The sequence below is a fragment of the Rhodococcus sp. P4_F3_2 genome (assembly GCF_056401335.1).
The window spans coordinates 224764-249930 of the sequence record NZ_JBFUJN010000004.1 but is presented as its reverse complement, the minus strand read 5'-3'; the positions used below and the strand labels follow the sequence as shown (position 1 = coordinate 249930).

The following is a 25167-nucleotide window of genomic DNA, read 5'->3' as shown; positions in this document are numbered from 1 at the left end:
CAACAGGTTTGAGCATCAACAACCGCGCCAACCCGACCAGCAGACTGCACTCACCGATCTCCAGATTCGTCGAACCATGCAACCACTGCGCGATCGCCCGAAAACCCTTCCCACCGAGAACCTCCCGGGAAAACATCTCCACGATCAGCAACACCATCCGCGACTGCAACTCGCGCCGGGCACGCGCCAGATCGAGAACCTCACTCTTGAGGCCCTCGCCATCCAGTTGCCACGCTTCCCGACTGTCCATACCGAAAGTTTAATCGAACATACTTTCGATAACCAGAGACAAGACGGACAACTTCGAGAAGACCTACACTCGAGAGCTGTTGAGATGCATTGCTATTCGCGCAACCGCCGACGCGATTCGTTGACAGAGACTCGCAACTCCCCCAAAGGCACTTCACGGCCCGACTCACTGCGCACCTCGACACGAACACGCTCACCAGTAGCGTCGTCAGCCACCTCCAACGGTCCGCCTTTTCCGCCGTGCAGATACTTGTCTCCCCACTGCATCAGCGCAAGAACCGCCGGCAGCAGGTCACGACCCTTCTCGGTGAGCACGTACTCGTGCCGCGTCCGCTTTCCAGGCTCCTTGTACGGCACACGCTCGAACAGTCCCGCCTCCGTGAGTTCTTTCAGCCTTGACGACGCAACCGCCTCGGTAATGCCGACTCGCGACGCGAAGTCGTCGAAACGCGTTGTGCCGTAATAGGCCTCTCGCAGAATGAGCATCGCGGACCGGGTGCCGACCACTTCCATCGCCCGCCCGATCGAACAGTGCGTGGCCCGCCAGGCGTCGCGATCTTCGAGCACTCCGGTCAGTCGTACAGCGTCCATGCAATTCACCATACCCCCTGGCTTGCCATAACCATAGCCAGAGTCTAGATTTCTGACTATGGAACTTCATAGCCAGCCAGTGCGGACTGGGCCGCTCCTCGCAATTCTGTCGGGAGCGCCGTTTGTCGCCAGCCTCGATCTTTTTGTGGTCAACGTGGCCTTCGGCGACATCGCCAAGAGCTACCCGGGCCACTCACTCGGCGAGTTCAGTTGGATCCTCAACAGCTACGCGATCGTCTACGCCGCGCTTTTGATCCCCCTCGGACGCTGGGCGGACCGGATCGGGCACAAGCGCGCCTTCATCGCCGGCCTCGCACTGTTCACCCTCGCCAGCGCCGCCTGCGCTTTCAGTCCGTCATTGTGGGCACTGGTGGCATTCCGCATCGTTCAGGCAGTCGGCGCCGCAGCACTCACCCCGGCCAGCCTCGGCCTCCTGATCAGTGCACTCCCGGCTGCGAAACGTCAATCCGGCGTTCGCATCTGGGCGGCAGCCGGCGCGGCCGCTGCGGCATTCGGCCCCGTCGTGGGCGGCATTCTCGTCGAGGCGTCGTGGCGCTGGGTCTTCCTGATCAATGTTCCAGTCGGGATCGTATTGCTCTACTTCGCAGTCCGACTCGTCCCGGATACAACACACAAGGACTCCGATGCCGGGATCGACTTCGTCGGCGCCGCCCTCCTCACCGTCGGAATCGGCTCTCTCGCGCTGGCACTCGTCCAGGGACCTGATTGGGGATGGACCGACAACCGCGTTCTGATCGCCTTCGCCGTCGCCGTCGCGACCCTACTTTCGTTCTGGTGGAGCAACTCTCGCCATCGCACTCCGTTGATTGCTCCCGATCTTCTGAAGATCCGCTCCTTTGCCTGGTCCAACGTCACCGCCATCTTGTTCAGCGCGGCATTTGCTGCCGGACTGCTCTCGAATATCCTCTGGCTGCAAGAAGTTTGGGGATACTCGGCATTGCGCACCGGCTTCGCCGTCTCGCCGGGTCCGCTTCTGGTTCCGCTGTTCGCGATCGCCGGTGGATCGCTTTCGCGCAAGTACTCGGCGGGACGCGTCGCCGCACTCGGCAGCCTTCTGTGGGCAGTCGGAACCGTACTCGTTCTCGTCTCGGTTGATTCGACGCCCAACTACGCGACCGGACTCCTGCCGGGCTGGATCATCGCCGGAATCGGTGTCGGCCTTGCCCTGCCGACCATTCTGTCGCAGGCCACGGCGGATCTTGCACCGGCCCGATCGGCCACCGGTAGCGCTATCGTCAGCATGAGCCGACAGATCGGAACCGTTCTCGGCGTGAGTGTTCTGATCGCGGTTCTCGGCTCCTCCGTCGACCCCGACACCTTCCGCCAGGCCTGGTGGGTGATCTTTGCCGTCGCGCTTGTGTCTGCCCTGGCATCGCTGGGAATGACGCCTGCGACCACACCCACCCCAGTTGTCCCTGCTGAATCCGCCATCCCTGAAAGGAATTTGTCATGAGAGACGCAGTTATCGTCGAAGCCGTTCGCACTCCGATCGGCAAGGGAAAGGCGAACGGCGCCCTGCACGGCATCAACGCCGTCGACCTCCTCGCCCACAGCCTCAAAGCGGTAGTCGAGCGCACCGGGATCGATGCCGCGCTGATCGACGACGTCATCGGCGGCGCGGTCAGTCAAGTCGGTGAACAGAGCCAGAATGTCACTCGCACTGCCCTTCTCGCCGCCGGCTACCCTGAGTCGGTACCGGGAACCACCGTCGACCGACAGTGTGGAAGTAGCCAACAAGCAGTTCATTTTGCTGCTCAGGGCGTTATTGCCGGTGCGTACGACATCGTTGTTGCTGCCGGAGTCGAGTCGATGAGCCGAGTGCCGATGGGCTCGAGTAGCGTCGGGCGCGAGTCACTCGGTGTAGGTTTCGAAGAGCGCTATCCGGACGGTCTGGTACCGCAGGGCATCAGCGCCGAATTGATCGCTGCCAAGTGGGGACTGAGCCGCACCCAACTCGACGAATTCTCGGCGTCGAGTCATCGGAAAGCCGCGCTGGCAACCGAGAGTGGTTACTTCACCAAGGAACTCGCCACGCTCCCGCAACTGTCGGTCGACGAGGCCGTCCGCCCCGGCACCACGGTCGAGACCCTTGCCTGCCTACGGACCGCCTTCGAATCCGACTACTACGCCCAGCGATTCCCACAGATCGACTGGTCCATCACCGCGGGCAACAGCAGCCCGCTTTCGGACGGCAGTTCGGCGGTGATGATCACGACCAGTGAGATCGCCGCGAAACTCGGCCTCACCCCGAAGGCACGGCTGCACAGCTTCGCTGTCGCCGGCGACGATCCGCTGTACATGCTCACGGCGGTCATCCCGGCCACCGAGAAGGTCTTGGCCCGTGCGGGTTTGACGATCTCGGACATCGATCTGTTCGAGGTCAACGAGGCCTTTGCTCCCGTCGTCCTCTCGTGGGCAGCAGACACCGGCGTCGATCTGTCCAAGGTGAACGTCCACGGCGGTGCCATCGCACTCGGCCATCCGCTGGGCGGCAGCGGAACCCGGATCATGACCACTCTGGTCAACGCTATGGAACAGCGCGGCGCGCGCTACGGACTCCAGACCATGTGTGAGGCAGGTGGGCTGGCCAACGCAACCATCCTGGAGCGCTTGGGCTGAGCAATCACCGCTGGACGGCACTCGGACACTAGTGACCGAGTGCCGTCCATTCGGGATCCGGCTTGCGCGCAACGACCCGGAACACGATTCCACCCCGTCCACTGCGCTGCACCTCGTCGATCAGGAAGCCTGCGTTTTCGAGGTATCCGACCGGTTCGCGGGTGAGGTGATCGGCACCGAACCGTACAGAAAGCGGTTCGACGGCCTTCATCAGCGCCCGTACAACCGTGTTGGTGCTCGGCCCGTGCTCAGCGAGCACGAATCGACCACCAGGCACCAGCACTCGAAATGCTTCGCTGGCAACTCGGTCCGGATCGGGGATCGTGCAGAACGCGTAGGTGGAGACCAATGTGTCCACGCATTCGTCAGGAACATCGAGTGCTTGCACGTCTCCGAGTCGTAGGTCGACTTCGGTCTTCACTCCCTCGGAGACCTTGACCCTGGCCTGATCGAGCATCGCAGTCGAGATGTCCACTCCGATGACGTAGTCGACGTCGTCCCCGTAGAGAGGCAGGTTCAGCCCGGTGCCCACGGCAATTTCGACCACGCGCCCATGCGCCTGATCTACAGCCCATTTCCGGGCGTCACCGAGCACAAAGCGCTCGAAGCGCCCGATCTGTCGGTCGTAGTGCGCCGCCATTGCGTCGAAAGTCTTGGCGACCTGTGCAGTGTCTGGTTCACGCATAGTGCCCCGTTTCGATCGATCTTCTGTGCAGTCTTACACGCGAGCACCGGGTCGGGAAGACCTTTCGTGACGAAGAGCGACCGGCCGAGCGAGGTCGTCCCTGACGGATGCCCCCGGTATCGTTCCAGGTGACCTGACCTCACCAACGACCATCATGGATAGAGACCTCGTGCGATCAAGTAACTGCGTCACCGGATCGGTCCGGCCACCTTTTTCCACTGATTCCACTGGAGGTCTGTGATGGCCGGAGGACTCTTCGCCCTGCTCGACGACGTCGCAGCCCTGGCTCGTATGGCTGCCGCCTCGATCGACGACGTTGCCGCCGCAACCGGTAAGGCGACCGCCAAAGCGGCAGGCGTCGTCATCGACGACGCAGCCGTCACGCCGCAGTACGTCCGTGGGCTCGCGGCCGAACGCGAGTTGCCCATCATCAAGCGCATCGCCATCGGATCGCTGCGCAACAAGCTGCTGATCATTCTTCCGATCGCTCTGCTGCTGAGTCAGTTCCTCCCCTGGCTGCTGACGCCACTGTTGATGGTCGGCGGCTGTTACCTCAGCTACGAAGCGGTTCACAAGATCTGGGGTGCAATTTTCGGCCACGGTGACCACCACGAGGCCGCCGACGAGCATCCTCGCGACGAAGAAGCAGTGGTTTCCGGCGCAGTCCGCACCGACCTGATCCTGTCCGCCGAGATCATGGTGATCGCACTCAACACCATCGCGGGCGAAGGTTTCTGGAGCCGGTTGGTGATCCTTGCCGTCGTGGCGGTCGTCATCACCGTGGTCGTCTACGGCGTCGTCGGACTGATCGTGAAGATGGACGACATCGGATTGAAGATCGCCGAGATGTCGTCTGGCTTCACCCACAAGGTCGGCCGAGGCCTCGTTCGCGGCATGCCTCACGTGATGTCAGTGCTCTCGGTGGTGGGTACCGCCGCGATGCTGTGGGTCGGTGGCCACATCCTGTTGGTCGGCATCGACGAACTGGGCTTCCACCCGCTCTACGACGCCGTTCATCACGGCGAAGAAGCAGTCAGTGACATCGCCGGAGTCGGCGGGGTACTGGCGTGGATCGTCAACACACTTGCGTCGGCGGCACTGGGTCTGGTGGTCGGCGCCATCATCGTCGCAGCTCAACTGGGTATCACCCGCCTGCTCGCAAAGCGTTCTGCAACGGCCTAGTCACTGCGAGTGTGGCGGAGCACCATCTGCTCCGCCACAGCCCGCAGTCCTTCACACAACGACCGTGGCTCGAGCACTTCGACGTCCGCTCCCAAACCGATCAACTGCGAGAGCGCGACAGCTTCGCTCTCGAGTTTCAGCTCGGCACTCACCCATCCATCGTTGTCCTCCGGCCCCACTTCGACGGCAGCGGCAAGCTCGCCCACCACATCGGGGAGCCGGCGCCTGCCCTCTGGTGACAACCGCACGCGACACTCGAAGCGAAGCAGCGAACGGTCGAACTCGGCCATCGACGCCGCCCACCACGACGGCAGGTCGAAATCCACCGGCCGAGTGAACGAATCATCTTCTACCACGGCATTTTTGATGCGGCCGACTCGAAACGACAGCGTTCGACCGTTCATCCCCGCCACCAGATACCAAACACCGGCTTTGATGACCAGACCCAGCGGATCGACCGTCCGCTCGCGATCGCGATAGACGAAGCGCAGTCGACGCGAGTCCAGCACAGCGGATGTGACGATCGGAAGCGCAGAGATGTCGTCGACGCCGCCGAACCAACCCGGAACGTCCACGAGAATGCGGTCCTGCCACAGTCGTGCACTCTCGCGCAGGGGACCGGGCAGGGAGCGGAGCAGTTTGGCCCCCGCCGAACCGACGGCGTCGGATCGCCCGAGATCTGCAGCGATGGACGGCACGCCCAACAGCATGAGTGCGGACGTCTCGTCGTCCGTCATACCGGACAGCTTGGACTGCCAACCGTCGAGCAGACGGATGCCACCACCGGGGCCGCTCTCGGTCCAGATCGGCACGCCGGCAGCCGACAACGAGGCCACGTCGCGGTAGATCGTCCGCACCGATACGCCGAACTCTTCGGCCAACTGATCGGCGATAACGCCGCGACTCCCCTGCAAACGCAGCATGAGTTGGAGCAACCGCGCGGATCTCATGGACCGAACATTACCGAGAATTACTGACAGAAGTTGTCAGGAATAGGAGTGCACAATGACCGTCATGGTCACTTGGAAGCAGTTCTCCGAAGAAGTACCCGCTCTTGCCGACGCAGTCCAAGCACGATTCAAAGCCCACAAGCATCACGTCCTCGCAACGCTGCGCAAGGACGGTTCACCGCGGGTCAGCGGCACCGAAGTCGAAATCCTCGACGGGCGTCTGGTGCTCGGTTCGATGTTCGGCGCACTCAAGGCGAAGGATCTCATCCGTGACGGGCGCTACGCCCTACACAGCAATCCCGGTGAGCACACCATGGAGGGCGGCGATGCGAAGATCGCCGGAATCGCACGCGAGGTGACCGGCGACGAGTTCGAAGGCGTGCTCGCAAGCTACACCTACGAGGTTCCGAAACCCCTGCACCTCTTTGTCCTCGACATCGACGAGGTGGTGCACACGACGGTCGACGACGAGCACATGTACGTCGATCTCTGGAAGCCGGGCAAGGAGATCACCCGCTTCACCAAGTGACGTTCTTCTCGCAATGCTCGCCGTTGGCACACGATTCCACCTGAACGGTGGCGTGGGAAAGACCGTGACTCTCGAGGACGGTGCGCGCGGATTCCAGAACGTTCGACGAATTCGCGTCACTGGTCAGGTGGACCGTCGCGACATCCATGCCGGTGGTGAGCGTCCAGACGTGTAGGTCGTGAACACCCATCACGCTCGGCAGCGCCGCCAGGTCGGCCTCGACCGCTTCGACGTCGACGTCGGCCGGCGACGCCTGCGTCAGAATGCGCAGCGATGCTGCGGCCAGTTTGATCGCACGCGGCACCACCCACAGCGAGATGAGAACACCGACGACGACGTCCGCCCACGTCCAGTTGAACAGCAGGACAAGGCCACCGGCAATCAGAACTCCGACGCTACCGACGGCGTCTGCAAGCACTTCGAGGTAGGCGCCACGCACCGCGAGGCTGTCCTTGGAATCGCCGCGCAGCATCAGCATCACGACGATGTTCGCGGCCAATCCGGCAGCTGCAGTGATGATCAGGGCGCCGCCAGGGATCTCGGGTTCGTTACCGATGCGGCCGATTGCCTCGTAGAAGACCCAGGCGGCGACGGCCAGCAGCATCACGGCGTTGGCCATGGCAGTCAGCACTTCGGCGCGGTGCCAACCGAAGGTCCTGGCCGCGGTGGTGCTGCCCTTCTTCGCGAGCAGCAAAGCCGTCAATCCCATAGCCATGCCCACCACGTCGGTGAGCATGTGGCCGGCGTCGGCAAGCAGCGCCAGCGAGTTGATCAGAATGCCGACCGTGGCTTCGAGTACGAGAAATGCAACGAGGATCGCAAGCGCGATCGCCATTTTCTTGATGCGTTGCGGTGACGGCCCTACTCCGACCGAATCTGCTGCCGAGTGGCCGTGTGAATGGCCGTGCCCTGCTCCCATTTGTCCTGTTCCCTCCCAAGTCCTTCTCAGAGCATATGCATACATTCGCATACATACAATGAGTTGCTCAGTGAGCGGGAAAAGGCAGAGGTCAGCGATCCGGCTCGTACGCCGGGTGCGGCACAGTGGGCGGCAGAGTGGCGATCGACGAGATGCGCTTCATGCCTGCTACCTGCAAGAGGTCGACCACCAGCGATCGAATCTGGGCAAACACCACCGTCGAGGACAGTCCTGCGTTCTCGACTATCGCCGGTTTCAGTTCCTTCGCCACCGAGCGCAGGACGCGCGCTGCCTCGGCCTGATCAGGCTGCTCCCCCGGCTCCGCCAGGATCATGTCCTTGAGAACTTCGACGGCTTTCGACAAGCGCTCGACCTGAGCCACCAGACGAGGATCGAGGATCTCGTCGTCCCTGACCAACGTCAACGAACGACGCGCGAGCACTCGAATGTTGCGCATCGCGTTGTCGATGGGATCGGCTGTCGCCATGAGCCTTTCGAGGCGCGGTCGACTGTTCCAGTACAGCGGGGAGATTCGGCTGATCTCGCGCCCGCCGAGGAGGTTGCTGCGCAATCCGTCGATGGCACCCTGAGTTGCGCGCGCCTTCTGCAGCGCCTTCACGATCGGGTCCGGGTCGTTCGCGACGAGGCCGTCTGCCACCAATTGCAGTACCTCTGACGCTGTTCCGAGAATCGATGCAGCATCCTTGCGTGCGCGTCGTACCGGGTGCGTGGGGATGATCGCGACCACCGCGATGCCCACCAAACCACCGACAAGGGCGTCGATCATGCGATCGGGCCCGCCACTGCCGCCCGGTGGGATCAGCGTCGCCACCAGCACGGCCGAGTTTCCGGCCTGCATGGAGAAGATCGGCCCACTGTTCAGTAGCACCGCGACGGACATCGCCAGCACGACAACCAAACTGATCTGCCAGGGTCCGCTCCCGATGCCGGAGATGATCAGGTCACCGATTCCGATACCGACCGTGACACCCGCAACCAACTCGAACGAACGTCGTAGTCGGGCGCCCAACGACAGACCGAGCGAGACCACGGCGGCAATCGGCGCGAAGAACGGCGCATGGTGCCCGATCACCGTGGTGGCAACCCACCACGCCAATCCGGCCGCCAAGGCACATTGAATGATCGGTAGCGCCGACGTCTGAAGCCGACGCACCGATTTGCGAGCCCGGTCCTTGATACCGGCCCGGCTCGGACGGAAACTGCTAACCGAGGCCAAGCGCTTCGGCGGCGTTGGGATCGCAGTCTTCGAGCAGATCTAGGCAACGCGCGTACTCGTCGGCCTCACCGATCGTCTTCGCGGCCTTGGCCAAGACAGCGACGCAACGGAGGAATCCGCGGTTCGGTTCATGGCTGTAGGGCACAGGACCGAAACCCTTCCAACCGTTACGACGCAGTTGGTCGAGTCCGCGGTGGTAGCCGGTACGCGCGTAGGCGTAGGCAGTGATGGTTTCGCCCTTGTCCAGGGCAGCCTCGGCGAGGTAGGCCCACGCGATGGAGGCAGTGGGATGGTCGGCCGCGACCTGGGCCGGGTCAGCGTGGTTGAGCAGTGCCGATTCCGCCTCGTCGTCGCCGGGAAGCAGAGTGGGCTTGGGTCCGAGCAGGTCACCGAATTGGGTCATGCGCTCATTGTGCCCGCTACGCCTTTCTGCCACAGGACCGCCTCGCCGACGGTCGGAGTTATGCCCGGTACATACCGGTCGTTACCCTGACATGGTCATTGCCGCATAAGACCGAAGGGTTACCCGTGCCGGACTCGAAAGACGACAACTCGAAAAAGAGCGCAGCCCCGAACGGTGCGCCCGAGAAGTCGGCCCCGACCGAACCTGCGACTGTGGCGATCCAGAAGGCAGACAAGAACTCGAAGGCGGACAAGAACTCGAAGGCGGACGGCGACGCCAAAGCCGCCAGCGCGCCAACCGTCGCGATCCCCAAGGCAACTCAGGCACCCACAGCAACACCAGCAGAAACACCGGCAGCAGCACCGACACCCCAGCCCAAGCCGGAGCCCGCCACCGTCGCGATTCCGAAAGCCGCGCAGCCGACACCGCCACCTCGGCAAGCTCCAACCCCGCCGCCACCGCCACAGCGCTCCGCGCCTCAACCGCCACAGCGCTCCGCGCCTCAACCGCCACAGCGCTCCGCGCCTCAACCGCCACAGCGCTCCGCGCCTCAACGTGTGGGTGTCGCAGCGACCCCACCGCCGGCCCAGCCGATGCCGACTCGCATCGAGCCTGCCGCGCCGGAAAAAACCAAGCGCAGCGGCAAGGGCTGGTACATCGCGGCAGCAGCGGCCGGCGTCGCCGTCCTCGCGGCCATCGGCATCGCAGTCTTCGTCTCGTCCAACAGCGGTAGCGGCGAAAGCTCACCTGAAGCCCAGGTTCAGACCGCCATCTCGACGTACGTCGATGCTCTTCAGACCGGTGATCTGGCGACTCTACGAACGTCGACGTGTGGCGCGCTGGGCGAGTATTACCGCACTATTCCGGACGCGGCGTTCGCTCAGGTCCACGACAATGCCGTCGCTCAAAAGACGATCCCGCAGGTCGGAGCCGTCGATGCGGTGCGCATCACCGACGACACCGCGATCGCTCAGGTCCAGGCAAGTTTGCCGAGCACCGGCGAACAGTCGTGGCGCACGTTCGACCTCGAGCGCCAGGACGGCACGTGGAAGGTCTGCGATCCCAGCAAGTAAGCACCTGAACAGAAAATGCGCGCCGACGAGAAATTCGTCGGCGCGCATTTTGTTCTGTGAAGCGCAGTTGTGAAGCCGATCAGCCTGCGGACACCGAGCGTCCGGCCGACTTCAGGTCGTTGCACGCCTCGACGACGCGAGCCGTCATGCCTGCTTCGGCCTTCTTGAGGTAGCTGCGCGGGTCGTACGCCTTCTTGTTTCCGACCTCGCCGTCGACCTTGAGGACGCCGTCGTAGTTGGAGAAGAAGTGTCCGGCGATCGGACGGGAGAACGCGTACTGGGTGTCGGTGTCGACGTTCATCTTGACGACGCCGAAGTTCAGCGAATCCTCGATCTCGGACTTCAGCGATCCCGATCCACCGTGGAAGACGAAATCGAAGGGCTGCGAGCCRGCGGCCAGGCCGAGCTTGGCAGCGGCGACCTTCTGGCCCTCTTCGAGAACCTCGGGCTTGAGCTTGACGTTGCCCGGCTTGTAGACGCCGTGGACGTTGCCGAAGGTGGCTGCGAGCAGGTACTTGCCCTGTTCGCCGATGCCCAGAGCATCGACCGTCTTCTCGAAGTCTTCACTCGAGGTGTAGAGCTTGTCGTTGATCTCGGCCTCGACGCCGTCTTCTTCGCCGCCGACGACACCGATCTCGACCTCGAGGATGATGCGTGCAGCCTTGGAGAGGGCGAGCAGTTCCTTGGCGATTGCCAGGTTCTCGTCGATCGGGATAGCCGAGCCGTCCCACATGTGCGACTGGAACAGCGGGTTACGACCGGCGTCGACGCGCTCCTGCGAGATCGCGAGCAGCGGACGCACGTAGGTGTCCAGCTTGTCCTTCGGGCAGTGGTCGGTGTGCAGCGCGATGGTGACGTCGTACTTTGCCGCGATCACGTGTGCGAACTCGGCGAGCGCAACAGCGCCGGTGACCATGTCCTTGACGCCCAAACCGGAACCGAACTCGGCGCCGCCCGTCGAGAACTGGATGATGCCGTCACTGCCGGCGTCCGCGAAGCCCTTGATGGCTGCGTTGATGGATTCGGAGCCGACACAATTGATGGCGGGGAAGGCAAAGGAATGCTCCTTGGCCCGACCAAGCATCTCGGCATAGACCTCGGGAGTTGCGATAGGCACGGCGGGAGTCCTCCATATACGTGTCGTTCGGAGCGCTCGGCGATGTGAAAGCGCTTCGTGTGGTCCTAGCAGTATGGCAAGTCCGACTCGTCACGTCTCTTTGCGGTCTCGGCCGCCGCCACCGACGCGATGACCTGCGGTGGTGGGAAACACTCAGATTCGGCCGGTACTCTGGCCCCCGTGAATGTGCAGGCAGCAACTGAATCCGTGACGAACCTGGCCTTGCTGCCCGGCTTCCTCGATCCCGTGAWCCTCTTGAATTCCTTCGGAACGTGGGTTCTGGTGGGACTGCTTCTGGTGGTCTTCATCGAATCAGGGCTGCTGTTTCCGCTCTTGCCCGGCGATTCTCTGCTCTTCACCGCAGGGCTGATCGCGGCTTCCAAGTCCACCGAGATCGAACCGTTCGCGCCGCTGTGGGTGCTCCTGGTGACGATTCCGATCGCCGCGATTCTGGGTGACCAAGTCGGGTTCTACATCGGCGCCAAGGGCGGAACTGCCCTGTTCAAGACGGACGACGCGCGGTTCTTCAAGAAGAAGTACATCGACGAGTCGCATGCCTTCTTCGAAAAGCACGGCCCGATCACCATTATCCTGGCGAGGTTCGTGCCGATCGTGCGTACTTTTGCACCGGTTGTCGCGGGCGCCTCGAAGATGAAGTACTCACTGTTCCTGACCTACAACATCGTCGGCGGCATCCTGTGGGGTGCCGGTGTGACTTTGCTCGGCTACCTCCTGGGGCAGATCGAATTCATCCGCGACAATGTCGACTACATCTTCATCTTGATCGTCCTGGTGTCGGTTCTGCCGATCGTCTTCGAAATCGGAAAGCGAATTCTGGCGTCGAGACGTGGTGAATCGGCGAATACTTCCACTACGGACAATTCGACGGTGACAGTCCCCGAAGACCCCACCCCCTGATTGCAGAACGAGGCGAAGAACTGACCACGATGACGCTCGCATCCGGCAGTTTCTCCCCACTCGAGACTGCCGGGCCCCTGTTGGTCTGGATTATCGTCGTCACGTTCGTCTTCATCGAGTGCGCGATCATCCTCGGGTTGTTTCTCCCTGGTGACTCGCTGCTGATCACAGCCGGAATCGTGCTTGCCGGTCACGAATCCGGTGCAGGCCACGTGTGGGCGCTGTCGGTGGGCGCGATGATCGCTGCCATTGCCGGCAACCAGGTCGGGTACGTCATCGGCCACCGGACGGGCAACCACATCAAAGCCCGTAAGGGCGGCAAGTACTTCACTGAGAAGAATCTGCACCGCGTCAACATCCTGTTGGAGAGACACGGGTTCTGGGCCGTCCTGATCGCCCGCTGGGTTCCGTGGGTTCGCACCCTGTGCCCGATGGTCGCAGGCGCAGCCAAGATGAACCACACGCGCTACACCATCGCGAGCACCATCGGCGCGATCATCTGGGCACCGGTACTCCTGCTGCTCGGTTTCTACGGTGGCTCGTTCCTCGATCGCGTTCCGTGGTTGCTGCCCGCCGTGCTGATCGTGATGATGGTCAGCTTGGTCATCGGCACCGCTTTGGGAATCTGGCAGTACCGCAAGGAAATGGCCCGACCGGCCGAAGACGTCGAGGTAGAAGAAGTCCTCGACTAGAAGCTGTCTGCTCAGTGCAGGTGGCTCTGGTCCCACGCCGGAAGCGGGTCGTCGTAGCGAATCCAGACCCGCGGTCCTTCGCGTAGTTCGTCATCGGTCAGCAGAGCCGGATCGAGGATTCGCGACGGCGTCGCCGGGTCGAGTTTCACTCCGATGAACACGATCTCCTGCCCTGGCACCTCCGCTGCCGACGCCCACAGTTGCGCCGGTTCGATGACGAGGTTGGGGCCTGCCTGCGACCAGATAGCGGCGAACTCGGGCCTACTGGCGATCCAGCAGAAGCCTTTGCTTCGCAAGAGTCCCGCGAACTGACCGAGCGCAGCCTCGAGTCGCGCCGGATGAAAGGGTCGCGAGGCTCGATACGTGACGCTGCGTATTCCGTACTCCTCGGTTTCCGGGGTGTGCCCGCCGGCCAGCTCCTCGTCCCAACCGGGTACTTGCGCAGCCAGTTCCGGGTTGTAGAGACCGGTTTCGAGGACGCGATCGAGGGTGACTTTTCCGTGGTCGGTCCGAATCAGCTGAGCAGTGGGGTTGAGCCTTCGAAGCGTCGCCTCGACGGTTCCCGCCGCCCGCGGACTCACCAAGTCGGTTTTGTTCAGCAAGATGACGTCGGCGAACTCCACCTGATCAACCAGGAGATCGGAGATGCTGCGTCCGTCCCCCTCCCCGGCTTCGAGGTTGCGCTCGTCCAGTCGCTCGCCTTTTGCCAGCTCGCCGAGGAAGGTCGACGCGTCCACCACGGTCACCATCGTGTCGAGCTTCGCGAGCGAGCCGAGGCTGAAGCCGTCCTCGAATTCCCAGTCGAAGGTGGCCGCCACCGGCATCGGTTCGGAGATGCCGGTGGATTCGATCACCAACTGATCGAATCGCCCCTCTCGGGCCAGCGCGCCGACGGCGTCGATCAGATCCTCACGCAGCGTGCAGCAGATGCATCCGTTGGTGAGCTCGACCAACTTCTCCTCCGTGCGATCGAGGTGGCCCTGGCCCGCGACGAGCGCCGCGTCGATGTTGATCTCGCTCATGTCGTTGACGATGACGGCGACCCGACGGCCGTCTCGATTGGCGAGGATGTGGTTGAGGAGTGTGGTCTTGCCTGCGCCCAGAAATCCGGACAGCACGGTTACCGGTAGCTGCTTCATTCCTTAATGGTAACCATTGTCATTATCGACAACGGGAGGCGGGCCTACTGCACTGCAGACGCACTACCCGAGAACTGGCTCTCGGGCCTCGGCAACCCGAAATGATCACGAAGCGTCGTACCCGTGTATTCGGTGCGGAACAGACCGCGATCCTGCAGGATCGGGACCACACGCTCGGTGAAGATTTCGAGTCCACCCGGGTAGTACGGCGGCATGACGTTGAATCCGTCAGCAGCACCGCTGGTGAACCATTCCTCGATCGTGTCAGCCACCTGCTCGGCGGTTCCGGCGAACACCCGGTGTCCGCGCGCACCCGCCAAACGATGAAGCAGGCCCCGAACCGTCGGACGCTCACGCTCGACTATGCCGGCGATCACCTGCAATCTGCTTTGCTTGTTGTCGGTGACATCACCTGCCGCCGCGAACAATTCGACAGGAACCGGTGCATCCAGTTCCAGATTCCGAACATCGGTCCCGGTGAGTGCACCGAGCTGCGCGAGCCCGTACTCCGGCGAGGTCAACTCGTTAAATTCTCGCTCGAGCGCCTTGGCTTGTTCCTCGGTGTCACCGATGAACGGGCTGATTCCGGGCAGAATCTTGACATGATCGGGGTTGCGCCCGAACTGAGCAGCCCTCGACTTGATGTCGGTGTAGAACGCCTGCGCATCGGAAAGTCTCTGGTGCGCTGTGAAAATCGCCTCCGCATACTGACCGGCAAACGCGCGACCGTCGTTGGACGCCCCGGCCTGCACCAGCACCGGGTATCCCTGCGGCGTTCGCGGTGCGTTGAACGGTCCCCGCACCCGAAGATGCCGGCCGACGTAGTTGATCTCGTGAATCTTGTTTCTGTCCGCGTAGATTCCGTTCTCCCGGTCCAGACTGATCGCGTCGTCCTCCCAGCTGTCCCACAACCGCACCACCGCGTCGACGAATTCCCTTGCACGCGAATACCGGTCGCCGTGGTCCGGATGCTTGGCCAGCCCGAAGTTGGCGGCAGCCAGATCCGTACCCGTGGTGACGATGTTCCACCCAGCGCGTCCGTTCGAGATGTGGTCGAGTGAGGCGAACAGCCGAGCCAGGTTGTACGGCTCGTAGTACGTGGTCGACGCCGTCGCGATCAATCCGATCCGCTCGGTTGCCACTGCAATGGCCGTCAACAAGGTGATCGGCTCCAACGTCCCTGCGGGACCGTGCTCGACGTCGCTGCGCAACGCGGGACCGTCGGCGAAGAAGATTCCGTCGAACTTCGCCGCCTCAGCAGTGCGAGCGATCTCCTGGAAATACGTGACGTCGAACAGACGTTCCGGTGTTGTCCACGGATGACGCCACGCCGCTTCGTGATGACCGGCGGGGTGGATGAACGCGTTGAGGCTCAGTTGGCGCGGAGAATCAGACATGCCTGAATGCTGGCAACTGCCGCCGCAGTCCGACAGGGTTAGGGTTCGCGTGATTCCAACTCGGGGTTGGCAGCTCGGTATCGTCACATGGGTGAGCCGCGTAGTTGTAGCCGAGTTCGTACCGTCCGGATCGACAGCATCGGTTCTTCACCAGTGGTGTGAGGTCTTCGCCGAAGGCCAGCGTCACCTGTCCGGAACTGCGCCGACAGCGACGGCGCTGATGGAAATGATCGAGGCCGAGGACGGTTCGGCCGATGTATGGCGTTGGATCGCACGCGACGGCGGAACGGACGAGGTCCTCGGTATCGCCCAGGCGCGACGCAACTCGGCGGAACCTGATCTCGCAGAGTTTCGGATGTACGTGACACCCCACGCGCAGCGACGAGGGGTAGGACGAGCGCTTGCCGAACTCGCCGAAATCGACATCGCCGGGTTCGGCGTGCGAAGAATCAGAGTGACGGCGCTCGTCGGAAGCGCAGCCGAGCATTTCCTGGGATCGTTCGACGGCCACCGTGTGTTGCTTCGGTTGGCCAACCAGGTTCAGCACCTCAGCCCTCCCACCGCACACAGTGCCCGCCCCGGCTATCGAATCGTCAGTTGGCGCAACCGAACCCCGGACGAGCTGGTCCACTCCTTCTCGGAGGCATTGAACCGACTCCTCGACGCGCCGGGCGCCGAACTGCAGATGCCCGAACGTAATTGGGGAGCCGACGAGGTCAGATCGTGGGAACAGAAGATGACGGGTGGCTCTCAGGTACTCCTGGTGTGCTGCGCGGTCGACGACAGCGTCGGCGAAGTAGCCGCAGCGACAGTGGTGACGGTGGACGAACATGACAGCACCCACGCATCGCAGCATGACACCGTGGTACTTCCCCAGCACCGCGGACACGGTCTCGCTCGGTGGGTCAAGGAGCAACAAGCGTCTGTGTTGGCAGCTGAATTTCCCTCGCTGCGAAGAATTTACACAACGGTGAACGCGGAAAATCACCCGATGCTGACCGTCAATCGGAGCCTGGGATACCAGACCGTTGCGGAGCGGATCCTGGTGGAGATCAGGAGAGTCGAGAGTGCGTTGCACAAGCCTCGGTGACGATCTTCCTCCACAGGAGCGGGTGAGACTGCCAGAAGTTGTGCGCGACACCGTCGATGACCTCGAAACTACCGTTAGGCACGAGCTCGGCCAGTTGCTGCAACGGCCACGACGGGCGAATATCGTCGGCCGCCGCGAGAAATGTCATGGGCACGGGTGAGTCGGCCAACTGCCGAAACAGCTGTGGTTCATGGATCCATTCGATGAACGATTCTTGAAGCGATTGCCAGACAACAGGTTCCCAAGGTATCTGCGGGTCCGGCTCGATTCCCGCTTCGTACTGCTTCGACCAGGTCCGGTCCTTGTGGAGGCCGTGCCCCGCGATGCCGACGACGCCGGACACCGATTCCGGACAGTCGAGTGCGTACCGCACCGCCAAGTCGGATCCCCACGAGTGCCCCAACACGACCCAGCTGTCGATCTCGAACGTGCGTCGGACGAGTTCGAGGTCCGCAACCGCCTGCGCCATCGTATGAGCGCCGCCACCGGACCGGCCGACTCCGCGTGGCTCAGGGCACCACGCGCGCATTCCTTCCGGAACCAGCTCGTCGTGAGCAAGATAGTGAACGCATCCCGGGCCGCCGGAGAGAACCAGAACGTCCGCGCCTGCCCCACCGACATCGATGTGAAGACGTACGCCGTCCGTGTCGACCACGTGCCGGGATTCCATGAGGGAAAAGCCTAACGCTTACGCGGGTATCCAGCCGCCGAGACGACAAAGGCCGCCTCCATGAGCATCCACCCACCCACCTGCACCGAGAGGTCTCGCTCGGGCACGCTCGACGAGCGCACCGTTCCGGCGGCGAAGGTGGCGATGTCGCCGGACAGACTCGGCAACTGAGCATCCTTGGTCCAGTCGTGCCCGAACAGCGGCAGACCTTCGATCTGCAGTCTGTTGTTCCAGGCCGCTTCCGCGGAGGACAGAACGATCTGCGCTGCGAGTTCGCGCGCTCGCAGGTCCTCGTGAGTCTCCCAGGACAGGTTCACCACCACGAACGCCAGGTAGCGAGCCAGGATTGCGTTGAACAGCCCGCCGTCGCCTCCGCCACCGCCCGTGATGACTCCGTACTCGGTCATTCCGTCGTACACCGCGTCGACGAGTTTGTGGACTCGCTCGCGGTGACGCGGCTCGCCCAATCGCGTCGACAACTCGGTTTCCAACCCCAGCGTGACGCCCTGACAGTACGAATAGATCGCGCGCTCGAGGGTGCCGTCGCGGCGGATACCGTCGAAGATCAGTCCGGAGTCCGGATCCCGCAGCGTCTCGTCGATCCAGTCGGCCGTTGCCTGCGCGCGCCAGAGTTTTCCGGTGCGCGCCAGCATGATTCCGGCGGGTCCGTTTGCCGGTGTGTTGTAGAAATCGGAACCTTTGCACCACGGAATACCGCCGCCGTCGGCCGGGGACCACGAATCGAAGAGTTGCGATTCGAGCGCCTGGACCGCGGTCCGGTGATCGACCGAGAACATGCGTTGAGCACGTTCGAGCGAGAGGCCCAGCCACGCCATGTCATCGTAATAGTTGTTGGTCCACGCCGAGACGTTGCGGACCCGTACACTGCGGGCAACCTTCGCCACCCGGCGACGACGCTTGGGCGTCGGGTCACGTTCGAGCGCGTCGATTGCAGTGTCGAGCAGGTGTGCTTGCCACCAGTAGTGCCACGGCTTGAACATCCGCTCGCGCCGAACAGCAGGCCAGGCAACCACGCCGAGTGCTGTCCGGGGCAGTCCCCACAGGCGCCGAAGGTGACGACTGACTATCGCGCCCTCAGCCGCATCGGCTCGCTCTGCCCACACTTCCTGCATAACTACCTATCCTGTCTGGTCGAGGCGCTACGCGCTAGCCGGAATTCGCGAGCGAGATCAGCGGGAATCGGCGAGATCGGCATGCTCACGTACCCACGCGTGCATCGCAATGCCGGCCGCGACACCGGCGTTGATGCTGCGAGTCGACCCGAATTGCGCGATCGAGACCGTCATGGACGCAACCTCTTTCGCATGATCGGTCACTCCGGGCCCTTCTTGACCGAACAGCAGGATGCACTCTCGCGGCAGGCTTGCCGTTTCCAGCGGCACCGACCCCGGGGTGTTGTCGACGGCAACGATCGTGAGTGAATTCTCACGGGCGTACTCGACGAGCTCGCTGATGTCGGCGTGGTGAACGATGTGTTGGTATCGATCGGTCACCATGGCGCCCCGCCGATTCCAGCGCCGACGCCCCACGATGTGGACCGCGGCCGCAGCAAACGCGTTTGCCGTGCGAACCACCGTGCCGATATTGGCGTCGTGCGCGAAGTTTTCGATGGCGACATGCATCGTGTGACGGCGCGAGTCGATGTCCTCGACTATCGCTTCCCGCGTCCAGTACCGGTACTCGTCCAAGACGTTTCGACGATCACCCTCGGCCAGAAGTACGGGGTCGTAGCGCTCGTCGGTCGGCGGTTCCGTGTCGTGCTCCTCGGCCCACGGCCCGACGCCGTTGGGGTTCTCGCCCCACTCGGTGGGTCCCGGTTCACCGGCCCCACCGGAGACGTCGTCGGCTGCGACTTCGGTCATCAGTACACCTCGTTGGAATCTGCAGCCACCGTGAAGCCGTGCGTGGTCTGATCGTTGACACACGAGACGTCTGTCGCGGTGGTCGTACAGGTGAAACCCAGTTTGCTCAGCGGTTGACCGGCCGCCAACACCGGATCGGCGTCGGGACCGCCCGAGGTGTACACCTCTCCGCCCGAACACATGAAAGCACCCTCACCTTCGTCGGTGACGCGAATGCCGTTGCCCCAGTTGACCATGCAGCTCTCCGGCCGCGGCGGAACCGGAGTGGTCGTTCCCTCGCACCCGGCTTCGATTCTGGTGGGCAACTTGATGATGCCGCACTGGAAGTTCCCGTCGGGAGTGGTGAAGTAGTACGACTCGTTGCGCTCGAACTGCACGTCCGTGAGCGTCGTCGTCGGTGGCAGCGTCGTGGTCGGTGGTTCGGTGGTCGTGGGGACGACGGGCGCGACGGTGGTGGTTGTCGTCGGCACTGCGGTAGTGGTGGTCGAACTTGGCTGCGCCGCTACGGTCGGCGCTGAATCCGCCTCCCCGCCGCACCCTGCGAGCACGAGCGCCGACCCGACGCCCAACAAGACGAACCCCACCCGGACACGAACCACCCGACTACCTCCACACACGTCATCTTGGCCCAGCAACAGCCGACAGTGCACTCTATCGTGTGGTCGACTAAGTGCTGGTGACGCGCTTGTTCATCAGCCGTGAGAGCCACGCGGGCGAGAACCGCGACGCACTGAGAAAGAGCTTTGCCTGAGTTCCGACCGGGTAGTGAACCTTGTGTACGCGTCCGGCGCCGCGTGTGGCCGCCCACAGCTCCTGCGCGACGTCGGTGGCAGTCAGCTTGATACCCAACGATCTGGTGGCTCCGGTGTCCATTCCAGTGACCATCGCGGTCTGGACGAACAACGGCCAGAGCGCGAGAACACGGATGTCGTGCTGTGCCCATTCCAGATCGAGCGCCTCGGTCAGGCCGCGGATCGCGAACTTGGTTGCACCGTACGTCGCCAGTTCGGGCTGGCCGTAGATCGCCGAAGCGGAGCACAGATTGACCACCTGAGCGCCGACGGTATCGCGGAGGTACGGGAAAGCCGTGTGCGTGCCGTTGAGGGTGCCGGTGATGTTGATGTCGACCATTCGGCGATGCGCCGCAAGAGAAATATCCTCGAACCGTCCCGAGGAGAGCACGCCCGCATTGTTGATCAGGATGTCCAGACGCCCGGACTCCCCGGCAAAATCGGCCAGACACTGCGCCCATCCGGCCGGATCGGTGACATCCAGGACACCCGTCACGACGCTGCCACCGAAACCGTCGATCTCGGCCTTCAAGGAGGCAAGGCCGGCGTCGTCGATGTCGAACGCGCCGACGCGGTATCCGTTGCGCGCGAACAACAGCGACGTCTCCCGCCCGATTCCAGCCGCAGCACCGGTGATGAAGACGTTCGGTTCGCTCATCCGGTCAGGCTATCCTGGATATGGAGGAAATCTGATGAATCACCGTCGCGTCGTACACACCGTATGTTTCATCGCGGTGGGATATCTGATCGTGCTCGCGGTGTGGCTCGGATGGCTGGTCGAGCACACCCCACCTGGCACTCTGCCCTATCAGATCGGCGGGCTACTCGCCGCTTTCGGCTCGGTACTCGGATTCGGAATGGCCTGGGCCAATCGCCCGACCCGCGCCGAGCGCAAGCTCGAAAAGCACGGCCTCGAAGGGTGGGCACGAATCGACAAAGTCACACCCCTGCGCCGAACCGTCGACGGCGAATTGGCCAAGCTCGCACTCCGCCTCACGGTTCCAGGTTCCGATTCGTACTCGGGCCGGATCGAGTACGAGATCCGACCCGAGTTCAAAGACAAGATCACTCCCGGATCCACGGTCACCGTCATGGTGGACCCGAAGAACCGAGACCGAATCATGCTGTGCCCGTGAAAAACTAGACGCTCTTCTTGCGTCCCAGCGCCAACATGCCCTCCACCAGCATCAGTTGCGCTCCCGCGTACGACGCCAGGATCACACCCTCGGCAGCGGCGCGGCCGGCGGTCCCGCGGATGAACAGTCGACGCACCACGATCAGCCCGTCGGACGCGGTGAAGAGCACTCCGCCCAATCCGAGCCAGGAGCGTCGATCCTTGTTCGGGACGACAACGTCGAGCACGGCCTTGGACTGCGGTGCCAGAGCGGGGTCCGCCGACAACGTCGAGGTGGTTCCCAACATCAATCCGTATCCGGTGAGCGGCGTCGACACGCTCGGTGCCTTGGCACGGAGCAGACCGGACGCCGTCGACCAACCGCTGATGCGGGGTTTGAGGGCAGCACGGGTCGGCCGTGCCCCGCGGCGCAGGAGAAGAGCCGAGTAACTGGCCTGCATCACCGCGAACGAGGACGCGCCCTTGATCAGACGAGCATCGTTGTCCGGGTCGATCATGAACACGTCGCCGACGGTCGCAGCGGCGAGGCCGGCGAGAAGCAGTGCGGTATCGGCTGTTTCCGTCTCCGAGCGCTTGCGCAGCACTCGGGCCGCCAAGGCAGGTGCAATCAGCGGCTTCGCGATCTGCTGAACCCGCTCGTTACCGACCACTGCCCCGACCACCGTCGCTGCCGTCGCCGCCGCAAAAACTGCGTGCTCGATGCCCCACTTGCCCGCCATCACAATCCTCCTGTTGGTTACACGTCCAACAGCGACCGTACTGGGTCACTCAGGCAGCATCGCCGGATTTGACGTCCGCGCCGTAGACATCGACGTATTCCTGCCCCGACTGGTCACAGAGCACTGACATCAATTCGTCCGTCGCCGCGCGCACGACGGCCTGGTAGCCACGAAGTTCGCGGTACCGAGAGAAGTCGATCGGCTCCCCTACCGTGATCCGGACCTTGCTGAAGCGCCACATCCGCGTACCCGGCGGGTTGACTGCGTCGCCGCCGTGCACGACGACGGGAATGACCGGCGCCCCGGTTTCCAAGGCGACACGAATCGCTCCGGTCTTTCCCTTGTACAGGCATCCGTCGGGCGATCGCGTTCCCTCGGGATAGATCCCCCAGACTCCGCCTTTGTCGAGAATTCCGATGGCCGTGTCCAATGCCGCACGGGAGGCATCGGCGCCACTACGGTCGATCGGCACCTGACCCGCCCCACCGAAGAACCAGCGCTGCATCGCGCCCTTCACACCGGTCCCCGTGAAATATTCACTCTTCGCGACGAAGGTGATGCGCCGGCGCACCATGAGGACCAGGAAAAACGAGTCGACGACTGCCCGATGGTTTCCGGCGAGAATCACCGGCCCTTTCTTGGGGATGTGGTGCTGCCCCTCGATCGTCGGCCGCCCGAACAGCCAGAGGACCGGGCCGATCAGAACGTATTTGAACAGCCAATAGAGCACAGGGCATCACCTTTTCCGTCTAGTAGACAGTGTCTACGTCCAGAATAATAGACACTGTCTTCCATGACTGTCAGCAGCCTTCGCGATACACTCGTCGCCACCGGCGTCGAGATTCTCGATGCCGACGGCGCCACAGAACTGACGCTACGGGAGATCGCGCGTCGGGCGGGCGTGTCGCACGGCGCCCCGCGGAGATACTTTCCGACCCACAACAGCCTGCTTGCCGCAATTGCCTCACACGGCCTGCGCGATCTCACCGAAAGACTCCAACCGGCACTTGTCGGCAAACAACCCGCTCGTAGCCGATTGATCTCGGCAGCAATCGAATACGTGTCATTCGCCCAGGAGCGGCCGGCGATGTTCGAGTTGATATTTCGCCACGACCTCCTCGAAGCCGCCGGCAGCAACCTCCGAGAGTCGTCACTCCCGCTCTTCGCCGCCCTGCAAGCCTTGACCGAAGAGGCCGACGCGTCCGATCCCACCACTTCTGCGGTGAACATCTGGACCGGAACCCACGGCATCGCAGTGCTGGCGGCAAATCGAAGCCTCGCGCTCGTTGCACCCGGCCTCGACATCGCGGCACTGGTCACCACAAGTGTGACGGACCACCTTTTACGGACTCGTTGATTTACATAGTTACCCTATGCAATAATATTTTTCGTGACAGATGAAGAGCAGCAACTGCACGAACTACTCGTCAACCTCGTGAGCAACACGCACCGCTTCGCGAAGCTGGCAGGTTCTTTCGCGTCCGATCAGTACCCACGCGCCTGGCTGCGCGCGCTCTCACTCCTCGAGGAATACGGCGAAATGCGGATCAGCGATTTCGCTCGACTCGACAGAAGCTCRCAGCCCTCTGCCACTGCCCTACTGCGCAAACTCGGCGAGAACGGTTACGTCGAACGCCGCGCCGACCCGGAGGACGCCCGCGCAGTGCGCGTCGCCATGACCGAGAAGGGTCGAAATATCCTGAACGACGGCCGAAACGAGATCGCCGACGCTCTAGTCCCCCACTTCGTCGAACTCGGGCCCGAGCAGATCAAGAAACTGGCCGACGGATTGGCCGAATTGCGGTCCATCATCAAGACTTCCGACCCCAGCTGAAATACCCACCACTGAAAAAGGAGGTGGCCGTGAGCAACACGACCGCGACATCAACGCACCAGAACGAGGCTCCGCCGAGCCTCCTGAAACAACCGAAAGCGGTGTGGGCGGTAGCCTTTGCCAGCGTCATCGCCTTCATGGGCATCGGATTGGTCGATCCGATCCTCAAGCCGATCGGCGAACAACTCGACGCCACACCGTCGCAGGTTTCGCTCCTGTTCACCAGCTACATGCTCGTCACCGGCGTGGCCATGCTCATCACCGGTGTGGTGTCCAGCCGCATCGGCGCCAAGAAAACACTTCTCGTAGGCCTTGCCATCATCATCGTGTTCGCCTCTCTGGCAGGCGCTTCCAGCACCATCGGCCAGATCGTCGGATTCCGTGCCGGCTGGGGACTGGGCAATGCACTCTTCATCGCAACGGCACTGGCGGCCATCGTCGGCGCGGCCAGCGGCGGCGTCGCACGGGCAAYCATCCTCTACGAGGCTGCACTGGGCATCGGTATCGCGGTCGGACCGCTGGTCGGCGGCGTTCTCGGTGACATCAGCTGGCGCGCACCGTTCTTCGGCGTCGCAGCCCTGATGGCGGTTGCTTTCATTCTCATCGTCGTGATGCTTCCGAGCGCACCCAAGCCCGAACACCACACGTCCATCGCTGCACCGTTCCAGGCGCTGCGACACCGCGGGCTACTCACCGTTGCCATCACCGCGCTGCTCTACAACTACGGATTCTTCACACTGCTCGCGTACACACCGTTCCCCCTCGACATGGGGGCGTACCCGATCGGATTCATCTTCTTCGGCTGGGGCCTGATGCTGGCGATCTCGTCGGTTTTCCTCGCCCCTCGCCTGCAACGACGCTTCGGCACACTACCGATGATGATGCTGGCGCTGACACTGTTCGCACTCGACCTCGGCATGATGGCGCTCTTCACCGAGAACAAGATCGTCTTGATCGTGGGTGTCGTCCTCGCCGGGTTGTTCCTCGGCGTGAACAACACACTCATCACCGAAACCGTCATGATCTCGGCTCCCGTGGAACGGTCGACCGCCTCGGCTGCTTACAGCTTCGTTCGATTCGTCGGCGGCGCCGCAGCTCCGTGGGTAGCCGGCAAGCTCGGCGAGTCCAACGTCCACATGCCGTTCTGGGTCGGCGCGGTGCTCACCCTCGCCGCCGTGTTCGTCCTGTCGAGCGGACGCAAGGTCCTCGCACACGTCGACGACCACGATCCCGCGCCGCACAGCGTCGACGAAGCACTCGCCGTCACCGTCGGCGACTGACCCCTGTGAGTGGTTGAGGAGTGCAGGGACTCCTTAACCACTCA

The 25167-nt window shown here is 62.9% G+C and carries 28 protein-coding genes and 1 pseudogene; 12 read left to right on the top strand and 17 right to left on the bottom strand.

Going from position 1 to position 25167, the window contains the following annotated elements; genetic code table 11:
- Both AC1DWA_RS06390 and AC1DWA_RS06385 read right to left on the bottom strand, forming a co-directional pair.
- Positions 1-250: pseudogene (locus tag AC1DWA_RS06390) on the bottom strand (HNH endonuclease signature motif containing protein); the annotation flags it as partial.
- 92 nt (positions 251-342) lie between these two features.
- Positions 343-840 (bottom strand): winged helix-turn-helix transcriptional regulator, encoded by a 498-nt coding sequence (locus AC1DWA_RS06385; protein ID WP_031333093.1) that lies wholly within the window; start codon positions 838-840, stop codon positions 343-345.
- Between the two features lie 58 nt (positions 841-898).
- On the opposite strand from AC1DWA_RS06385, the gene AC1DWA_RS06380 reads away from it, so the two are divergent.
- Positions 899-2314 carry an MFS transporter gene (locus AC1DWA_RS06380; protein WP_029254758.1) on the top strand — a complete coding sequence of 472 codons (1416 nt, stop codon included), beginning with the start codon at positions 899-901 and terminating at the stop codon, positions 2312-2314.
- On the top strand, positions 2311-3480 hold the full coding sequence (locus AC1DWA_RS06375; protein WP_477845774.1) for a thiolase family protein: 1170 nt from the start codon (positions 2311-2313) through the stop codon (positions 3478-3480). The genes AC1DWA_RS06380 and AC1DWA_RS06375 overlap by 4 nt, the downstream gene beginning before the upstream one ends.
- A gap of 28 nt (positions 3481-3508) precedes the next feature.
- Here the strand turns inward: AC1DWA_RS06375 and AC1DWA_RS06370 are convergent, their stop codons facing one another.
- Positions 3509-4165 (bottom strand): class I SAM-dependent methyltransferase, encoded by a 657-nt coding sequence (locus tag AC1DWA_RS06370; protein ID WP_003944335.1) that lies wholly within the window; start codon positions 4163-4165, stop codon positions 3509-3511.
- A gap of 240 nt (positions 4166-4405) precedes the next feature.
- On the opposite strand from AC1DWA_RS06370, the gene AC1DWA_RS06365 reads away from it, so the two are divergent.
- A complete protein-coding gene (locus AC1DWA_RS06365; protein ID WP_477845773.1) occupies positions 4406-5347 on the top strand; it encodes a DUF808 domain-containing protein in 942 nt (313 codons plus the stop codon).
- Here AC1DWA_RS06365 and AC1DWA_RS06360 read toward each other — a convergent pair.
- A complete protein-coding gene (locus AC1DWA_RS06360) occupies positions 5344-6297 on the bottom strand; it encodes a helix-turn-helix transcriptional regulator (protein WP_477845772.1) in 954 nt (317 codons plus the stop codon). The two genes, AC1DWA_RS06365 and AC1DWA_RS06360, sit on opposite strands and share 4 nt — an antisense overlap.
- A 64-nt stretch (positions 6298-6361) precedes the next feature.
- Between AC1DWA_RS06360 and AC1DWA_RS06355 the strand changes: the two genes are divergently transcribed.
- Positions 6362-6826 (top strand): pyridoxamine 5'-phosphate oxidase family protein, encoded by a 465-nt coding sequence (locus tag AC1DWA_RS06355; protein ID WP_046379819.1) that lies wholly within the window; start codon positions 6362-6364, stop codon positions 6824-6826.
- Here AC1DWA_RS06355 and AC1DWA_RS06350 read toward each other — a convergent pair.
- The 3 genes from AC1DWA_RS06350 to AC1DWA_RS06340 form a co-directional block, all read right to left on the bottom strand.
- Complete coding sequence (locus AC1DWA_RS06350; RefSeq protein WP_019749454.1) at positions 6816-7745, bottom strand: cation diffusion facilitator family transporter; 930 nt, start codon at positions 7743-7745, stop codon at positions 6816-6818. The two genes, AC1DWA_RS06355 and AC1DWA_RS06350, sit on opposite strands and share 11 nt — an antisense overlap.
- Positions 7746-7836: 91 nt before the next feature.
- A complete protein-coding gene (locus AC1DWA_RS06345; protein WP_099697970.1) occupies positions 7837-8982 on the bottom strand; it encodes an FUSC family protein in 1146 nt (381 codons plus the stop codon).
- Entirely contained in the window at positions 8969-9385 is a 417-nt protein-coding gene (locus tag AC1DWA_RS06340; RefSeq protein ID WP_003944361.1) for a DUF3151 domain-containing protein, read from the bottom strand. The genes AC1DWA_RS06345 and AC1DWA_RS06340 overlap by 14 nt, the downstream gene beginning before the upstream one ends.
- Positions 9386-9510: 125 nt before the next feature.
- On the opposite strand from AC1DWA_RS06340, the gene AC1DWA_RS06335 reads away from it, so the two are divergent.
- Complete coding sequence (locus AC1DWA_RS06335) at positions 9511-10458, top strand: Rv0361 family membrane protein (protein WP_477845771.1); 948 nt, start codon at positions 9511-9513, stop codon at positions 10456-10458.
- Between the two features lie 79 nt (positions 10459-10537).
- Here AC1DWA_RS06335 and fbaA read toward each other — a convergent pair whose 3' ends face one another.
- Entirely contained in the window at positions 10538-11575 is a 1038-nt protein-coding gene (fbaA, locus tag AC1DWA_RS06330; protein ID WP_019749450.1) for a class II fructose-bisphosphate aldolase, read from the bottom strand.
- 180 nt (positions 11576-11755) lie between these two features.
- On the opposite strand from fbaA, the gene AC1DWA_RS06325 reads away from it, so the two are divergent.
- Entirely contained in the window at positions 11756-12493 is a 738-nt protein-coding gene (locus AC1DWA_RS06325) for a VTT domain-containing protein (RefSeq protein WP_477916528.1), read from the top strand.
- A gap of 29 nt (positions 12494-12522) precedes the next feature.
- Positions 12523-13185, top strand: coding sequence for a DedA family protein (locus AC1DWA_RS06320; protein WP_019749448.1), 663 nt, complete (start codon positions 12523-12525; stop codon positions 13183-13185).
- 11 nt (positions 13186-13196) lie between these two features.
- Here the strand turns inward: AC1DWA_RS06320 and AC1DWA_RS06315 are convergent, their stop codons facing one another.
- Positions 13197-14324: a GTP-binding protein gene (locus AC1DWA_RS06315; RefSeq protein ID WP_029254750.1), complete on the bottom strand. Its 1128-nt coding sequence runs from the start codon at positions 14322-14324 to the stop codon at positions 13197-13199.
- 44 nt (positions 14325-14368) lie between these two features.
- Positions 14369-15721: an LLM class flavin-dependent oxidoreductase gene (locus AC1DWA_RS06310; protein WP_007726771.1), complete on the bottom strand. Its 1353-nt coding sequence runs from the start codon at positions 15719-15721 to the stop codon at positions 14369-14371.
- Positions 15722-15812: 91 nt separating this feature from the next.
- Between AC1DWA_RS06310 and AC1DWA_RS06305 the strand changes: the two genes are divergently transcribed.
- Entirely contained in the window at positions 15813-16811 is a 999-nt protein-coding gene (locus AC1DWA_RS06305; RefSeq protein WP_477845770.1) for a GNAT family N-acetyltransferase, read from the top strand.
- Here AC1DWA_RS06305 and AC1DWA_RS06300 read toward each other — a convergent pair.
- The 5 genes from AC1DWA_RS06300 to AC1DWA_RS06280 all read right to left on the bottom strand — a co-directional run bounded on the left by AC1DWA_RS06300 (position 16774) and on the right by AC1DWA_RS06280 (position 20813).
- Positions 16774-17481, bottom strand: coding sequence for an alpha/beta fold hydrolase (locus tag AC1DWA_RS06300; RefSeq protein WP_400821763.1), 708 nt, complete (start codon positions 17479-17481; stop codon positions 16774-16776). The two genes, AC1DWA_RS06305 and AC1DWA_RS06300, sit on opposite strands and share 38 nt — an antisense overlap.
- Before the next feature lie 11 nt (positions 17482-17492).
- The gene (locus AC1DWA_RS06295; protein ID WP_019749443.1) at positions 17493-18614 is read right to left on the bottom strand and encodes a glycoside hydrolase family 76 protein; all 1122 of its coding nucleotides are present in this window, start codon (positions 18612-18614) and stop codon (positions 17493-17495) included.
- Between the two features lie 57 nt (positions 18615-18671).
- Positions 18672-19364 carry a TrmH family RNA methyltransferase gene (locus AC1DWA_RS06290; RefSeq protein WP_019749442.1) on the bottom strand — a complete coding sequence of 231 codons (693 nt, stop codon included), beginning with the start codon at positions 19362-19364 and terminating at the stop codon, positions 18672-18674.
- Entirely contained in the window at positions 19364-19963 is a 600-nt protein-coding gene (locus AC1DWA_RS06285) for a DUF6636 domain-containing protein (protein ID WP_020968805.1), read from the bottom strand. The genes AC1DWA_RS06290 and AC1DWA_RS06285 overlap by 1 nt, the downstream gene beginning before the upstream one ends.
- 67 nt (positions 19964-20030) lie before the next feature.
- Positions 20031-20813 (bottom strand): SDR family oxidoreductase, encoded by a 783-nt coding sequence (locus tag AC1DWA_RS06280; protein WP_019749440.1) that lies wholly within the window; start codon positions 20811-20813, stop codon positions 20031-20033.
- Between the two features lie 34 nt (positions 20814-20847).
- Between AC1DWA_RS06280 and AC1DWA_RS06275 the strand changes: the two genes are divergently transcribed.
- Positions 20848-21291, top strand: coding sequence for a hypothetical protein (locus tag AC1DWA_RS06275; protein ID WP_020906637.1), 444 nt, complete (start codon positions 20848-20850; stop codon positions 21289-21291).
- A 4-nt stretch (positions 21292-21295) separates the two neighbouring features.
- Here AC1DWA_RS06275 and AC1DWA_RS06270 read toward each other — a convergent pair whose 3' ends face one another.
- Both AC1DWA_RS06270 and AC1DWA_RS06265 read right to left on the bottom strand, forming a co-directional pair.
- Positions 21296-22009 carry a lysoplasmalogenase gene (locus AC1DWA_RS06270; RefSeq protein WP_021343244.1) on the bottom strand — a complete coding sequence of 238 codons (714 nt, stop codon included), beginning with the start codon at positions 22007-22009 and terminating at the stop codon, positions 21296-21298.
- Between the two features lie 49 nt (positions 22010-22058).
- Positions 22059-22739, bottom strand: coding sequence for a lysophospholipid acyltransferase family protein (locus AC1DWA_RS06265; protein ID WP_019749437.1), 681 nt, complete (start codon positions 22737-22739; stop codon positions 22059-22061).
- Between the two features lie 63 nt (positions 22740-22802).
- On the opposite strand from AC1DWA_RS06265, the gene AC1DWA_RS06260 reads away from it, so the two are divergent.
- The 3 genes from AC1DWA_RS06260 to AC1DWA_RS06250 are packed head-to-tail and all read left to right on the top strand — an operon-like array spanning position 22803 to position 25123.
- Positions 22803-23366 carry a TetR/AcrR family transcriptional regulator gene (locus tag AC1DWA_RS06260; protein WP_477845769.1) on the top strand — a complete coding sequence of 188 codons (564 nt, stop codon included), beginning with the start codon at positions 22803-22805 and terminating at the stop codon, positions 23364-23366.
- A gap of 33 nt (positions 23367-23399) precedes the next feature.
- Entirely contained in the window at positions 23400-23843 is a 444-nt protein-coding gene (locus tag AC1DWA_RS06255) for a MarR family winged helix-turn-helix transcriptional regulator (protein ID WP_477845768.1), read from the top strand.
- Between the two features lie 23 nt (positions 23844-23866).
- Positions 23867-25123, top strand: a complete 1257-nt coding sequence (locus tag AC1DWA_RS06250) for an MFS transporter (RefSeq protein WP_477916525.1) — start codon at positions 23867-23869, stop codon at positions 25121-25123.
- Positions 25124-25167: the final 44 nt, after the last annotated feature.

Coding starts and splice junctions, on each gene's coding strand:
- AC1DWA_RS06355 (WP_046379819.1), top strand. CDS start 6,362: ATGGTCACTTGGAAGCAGTTCTCCGAAGAAGTACCCGCTCTTGCCGAC.
- AC1DWA_RS06310 (WP_007726771.1), bottom strand. CDS start 15,721: ATGTCTGATTCTCCGCGCCAACTGAGCCTCAACGCGTTCATCCACCCC.
- AC1DWA_RS06365 (WP_477845773.1), top strand. CDS start 4,406: ATGGCCGGAGGACTCTTCGCCCTGCTCGACGACGTCGCAGCCCTGGCT.
- AC1DWA_RS06270 (WP_021343244.1), bottom strand. CDS start 22,009: ATGGCGGGCAAGTGGGGCATCGAGCACGCAGTTTTTGCGGCGGCGACG.
- AC1DWA_RS06300 (WP_400821763.1), bottom strand. CDS start 17,481: ATGGAATCCCGGCACGTGGTCGACACGGACGGCGTACGTCTTCACATC.
- AC1DWA_RS06290 (WP_019749442.1), bottom strand. CDS start 19,364: ATGACCGAAGTCGCAGCCGACGACGTCTCCGGTGGGGCCGGTGAACCG.
- AC1DWA_RS06315 (WP_029254750.1), bottom strand. CDS start 14,324: ATGAAGCAGCTACCGGTAACCGTGCTGTCCGGATTTCTGGGCGCAGGC.
- AC1DWA_RS06370 (WP_003944335.1), bottom strand. CDS start 4,165: ATGCGTGAACCAGACACTGCACAGGTCGCCAAGACTTTCGACGCAATG.
- AC1DWA_RS06380 (WP_029254758.1), top strand. CDS start 899: ATGGAACTTCATAGCCAGCCAGTGCGGACTGGGCCGCTCCTCGCAATT.
- AC1DWA_RS06320 (WP_019749448.1), top strand. CDS start 12,523: ATGACGCTCGCATCCGGCAGTTTCTCCCCACTCGAGACTGCCGGGCCC.
- AC1DWA_RS06275 (WP_020906637.1), top strand. CDS start 20,848: ATGAATCACCGTCGCGTCGTACACACCGTATGTTTCATCGCGGTGGGA.
- AC1DWA_RS06295 (WP_019749443.1), bottom strand. CDS start 18,614: ATGCAGGAAGTGTGGGCAGAGCGAGCCGATGCGGCTGAGGGCGCGATA.
- AC1DWA_RS06340 (WP_003944361.1), bottom strand. CDS start 9,385: ATGACCCAATTCGGTGACCTGCTCGGACCCAAGCCCACTCTGCTTCCC.
- AC1DWA_RS06260 (WP_477845769.1), top strand. CDS start 22,803: ATGACTGTCAGCAGCCTTCGCGATACACTCGTCGCCACCGGCGTCGAG.
- AC1DWA_RS06350 (WP_019749454.1), bottom strand. CDS start 7,745: ATGGGAGCAGGGCACGGCCATTCACACGGCCACTCGGCAGCAGATTCG.
- AC1DWA_RS06385 (WP_031333093.1), bottom strand. CDS start 840: ATGGACGCTGTACGACTGACCGGAGTGCTCGAAGATCGCGACGCCTGG.
- AC1DWA_RS06375 (WP_477845774.1), top strand. CDS start 2,311: ATGAGAGACGCAGTTATCGTCGAAGCCGTTCGCACTCCGATCGGCAAG.
- AC1DWA_RS06280 (WP_019749440.1), bottom strand. CDS start 20,813: ATGAGCGAACCGAACGTCTTCATCACCGGTGCTGCGGCTGGAATCGGG.
- AC1DWA_RS06360 (WP_477845772.1), bottom strand. CDS start 6,297: ATGAGATCCGCGCGGTTGCTCCAACTCATGCTGCGTTTGCAGGGGAGT.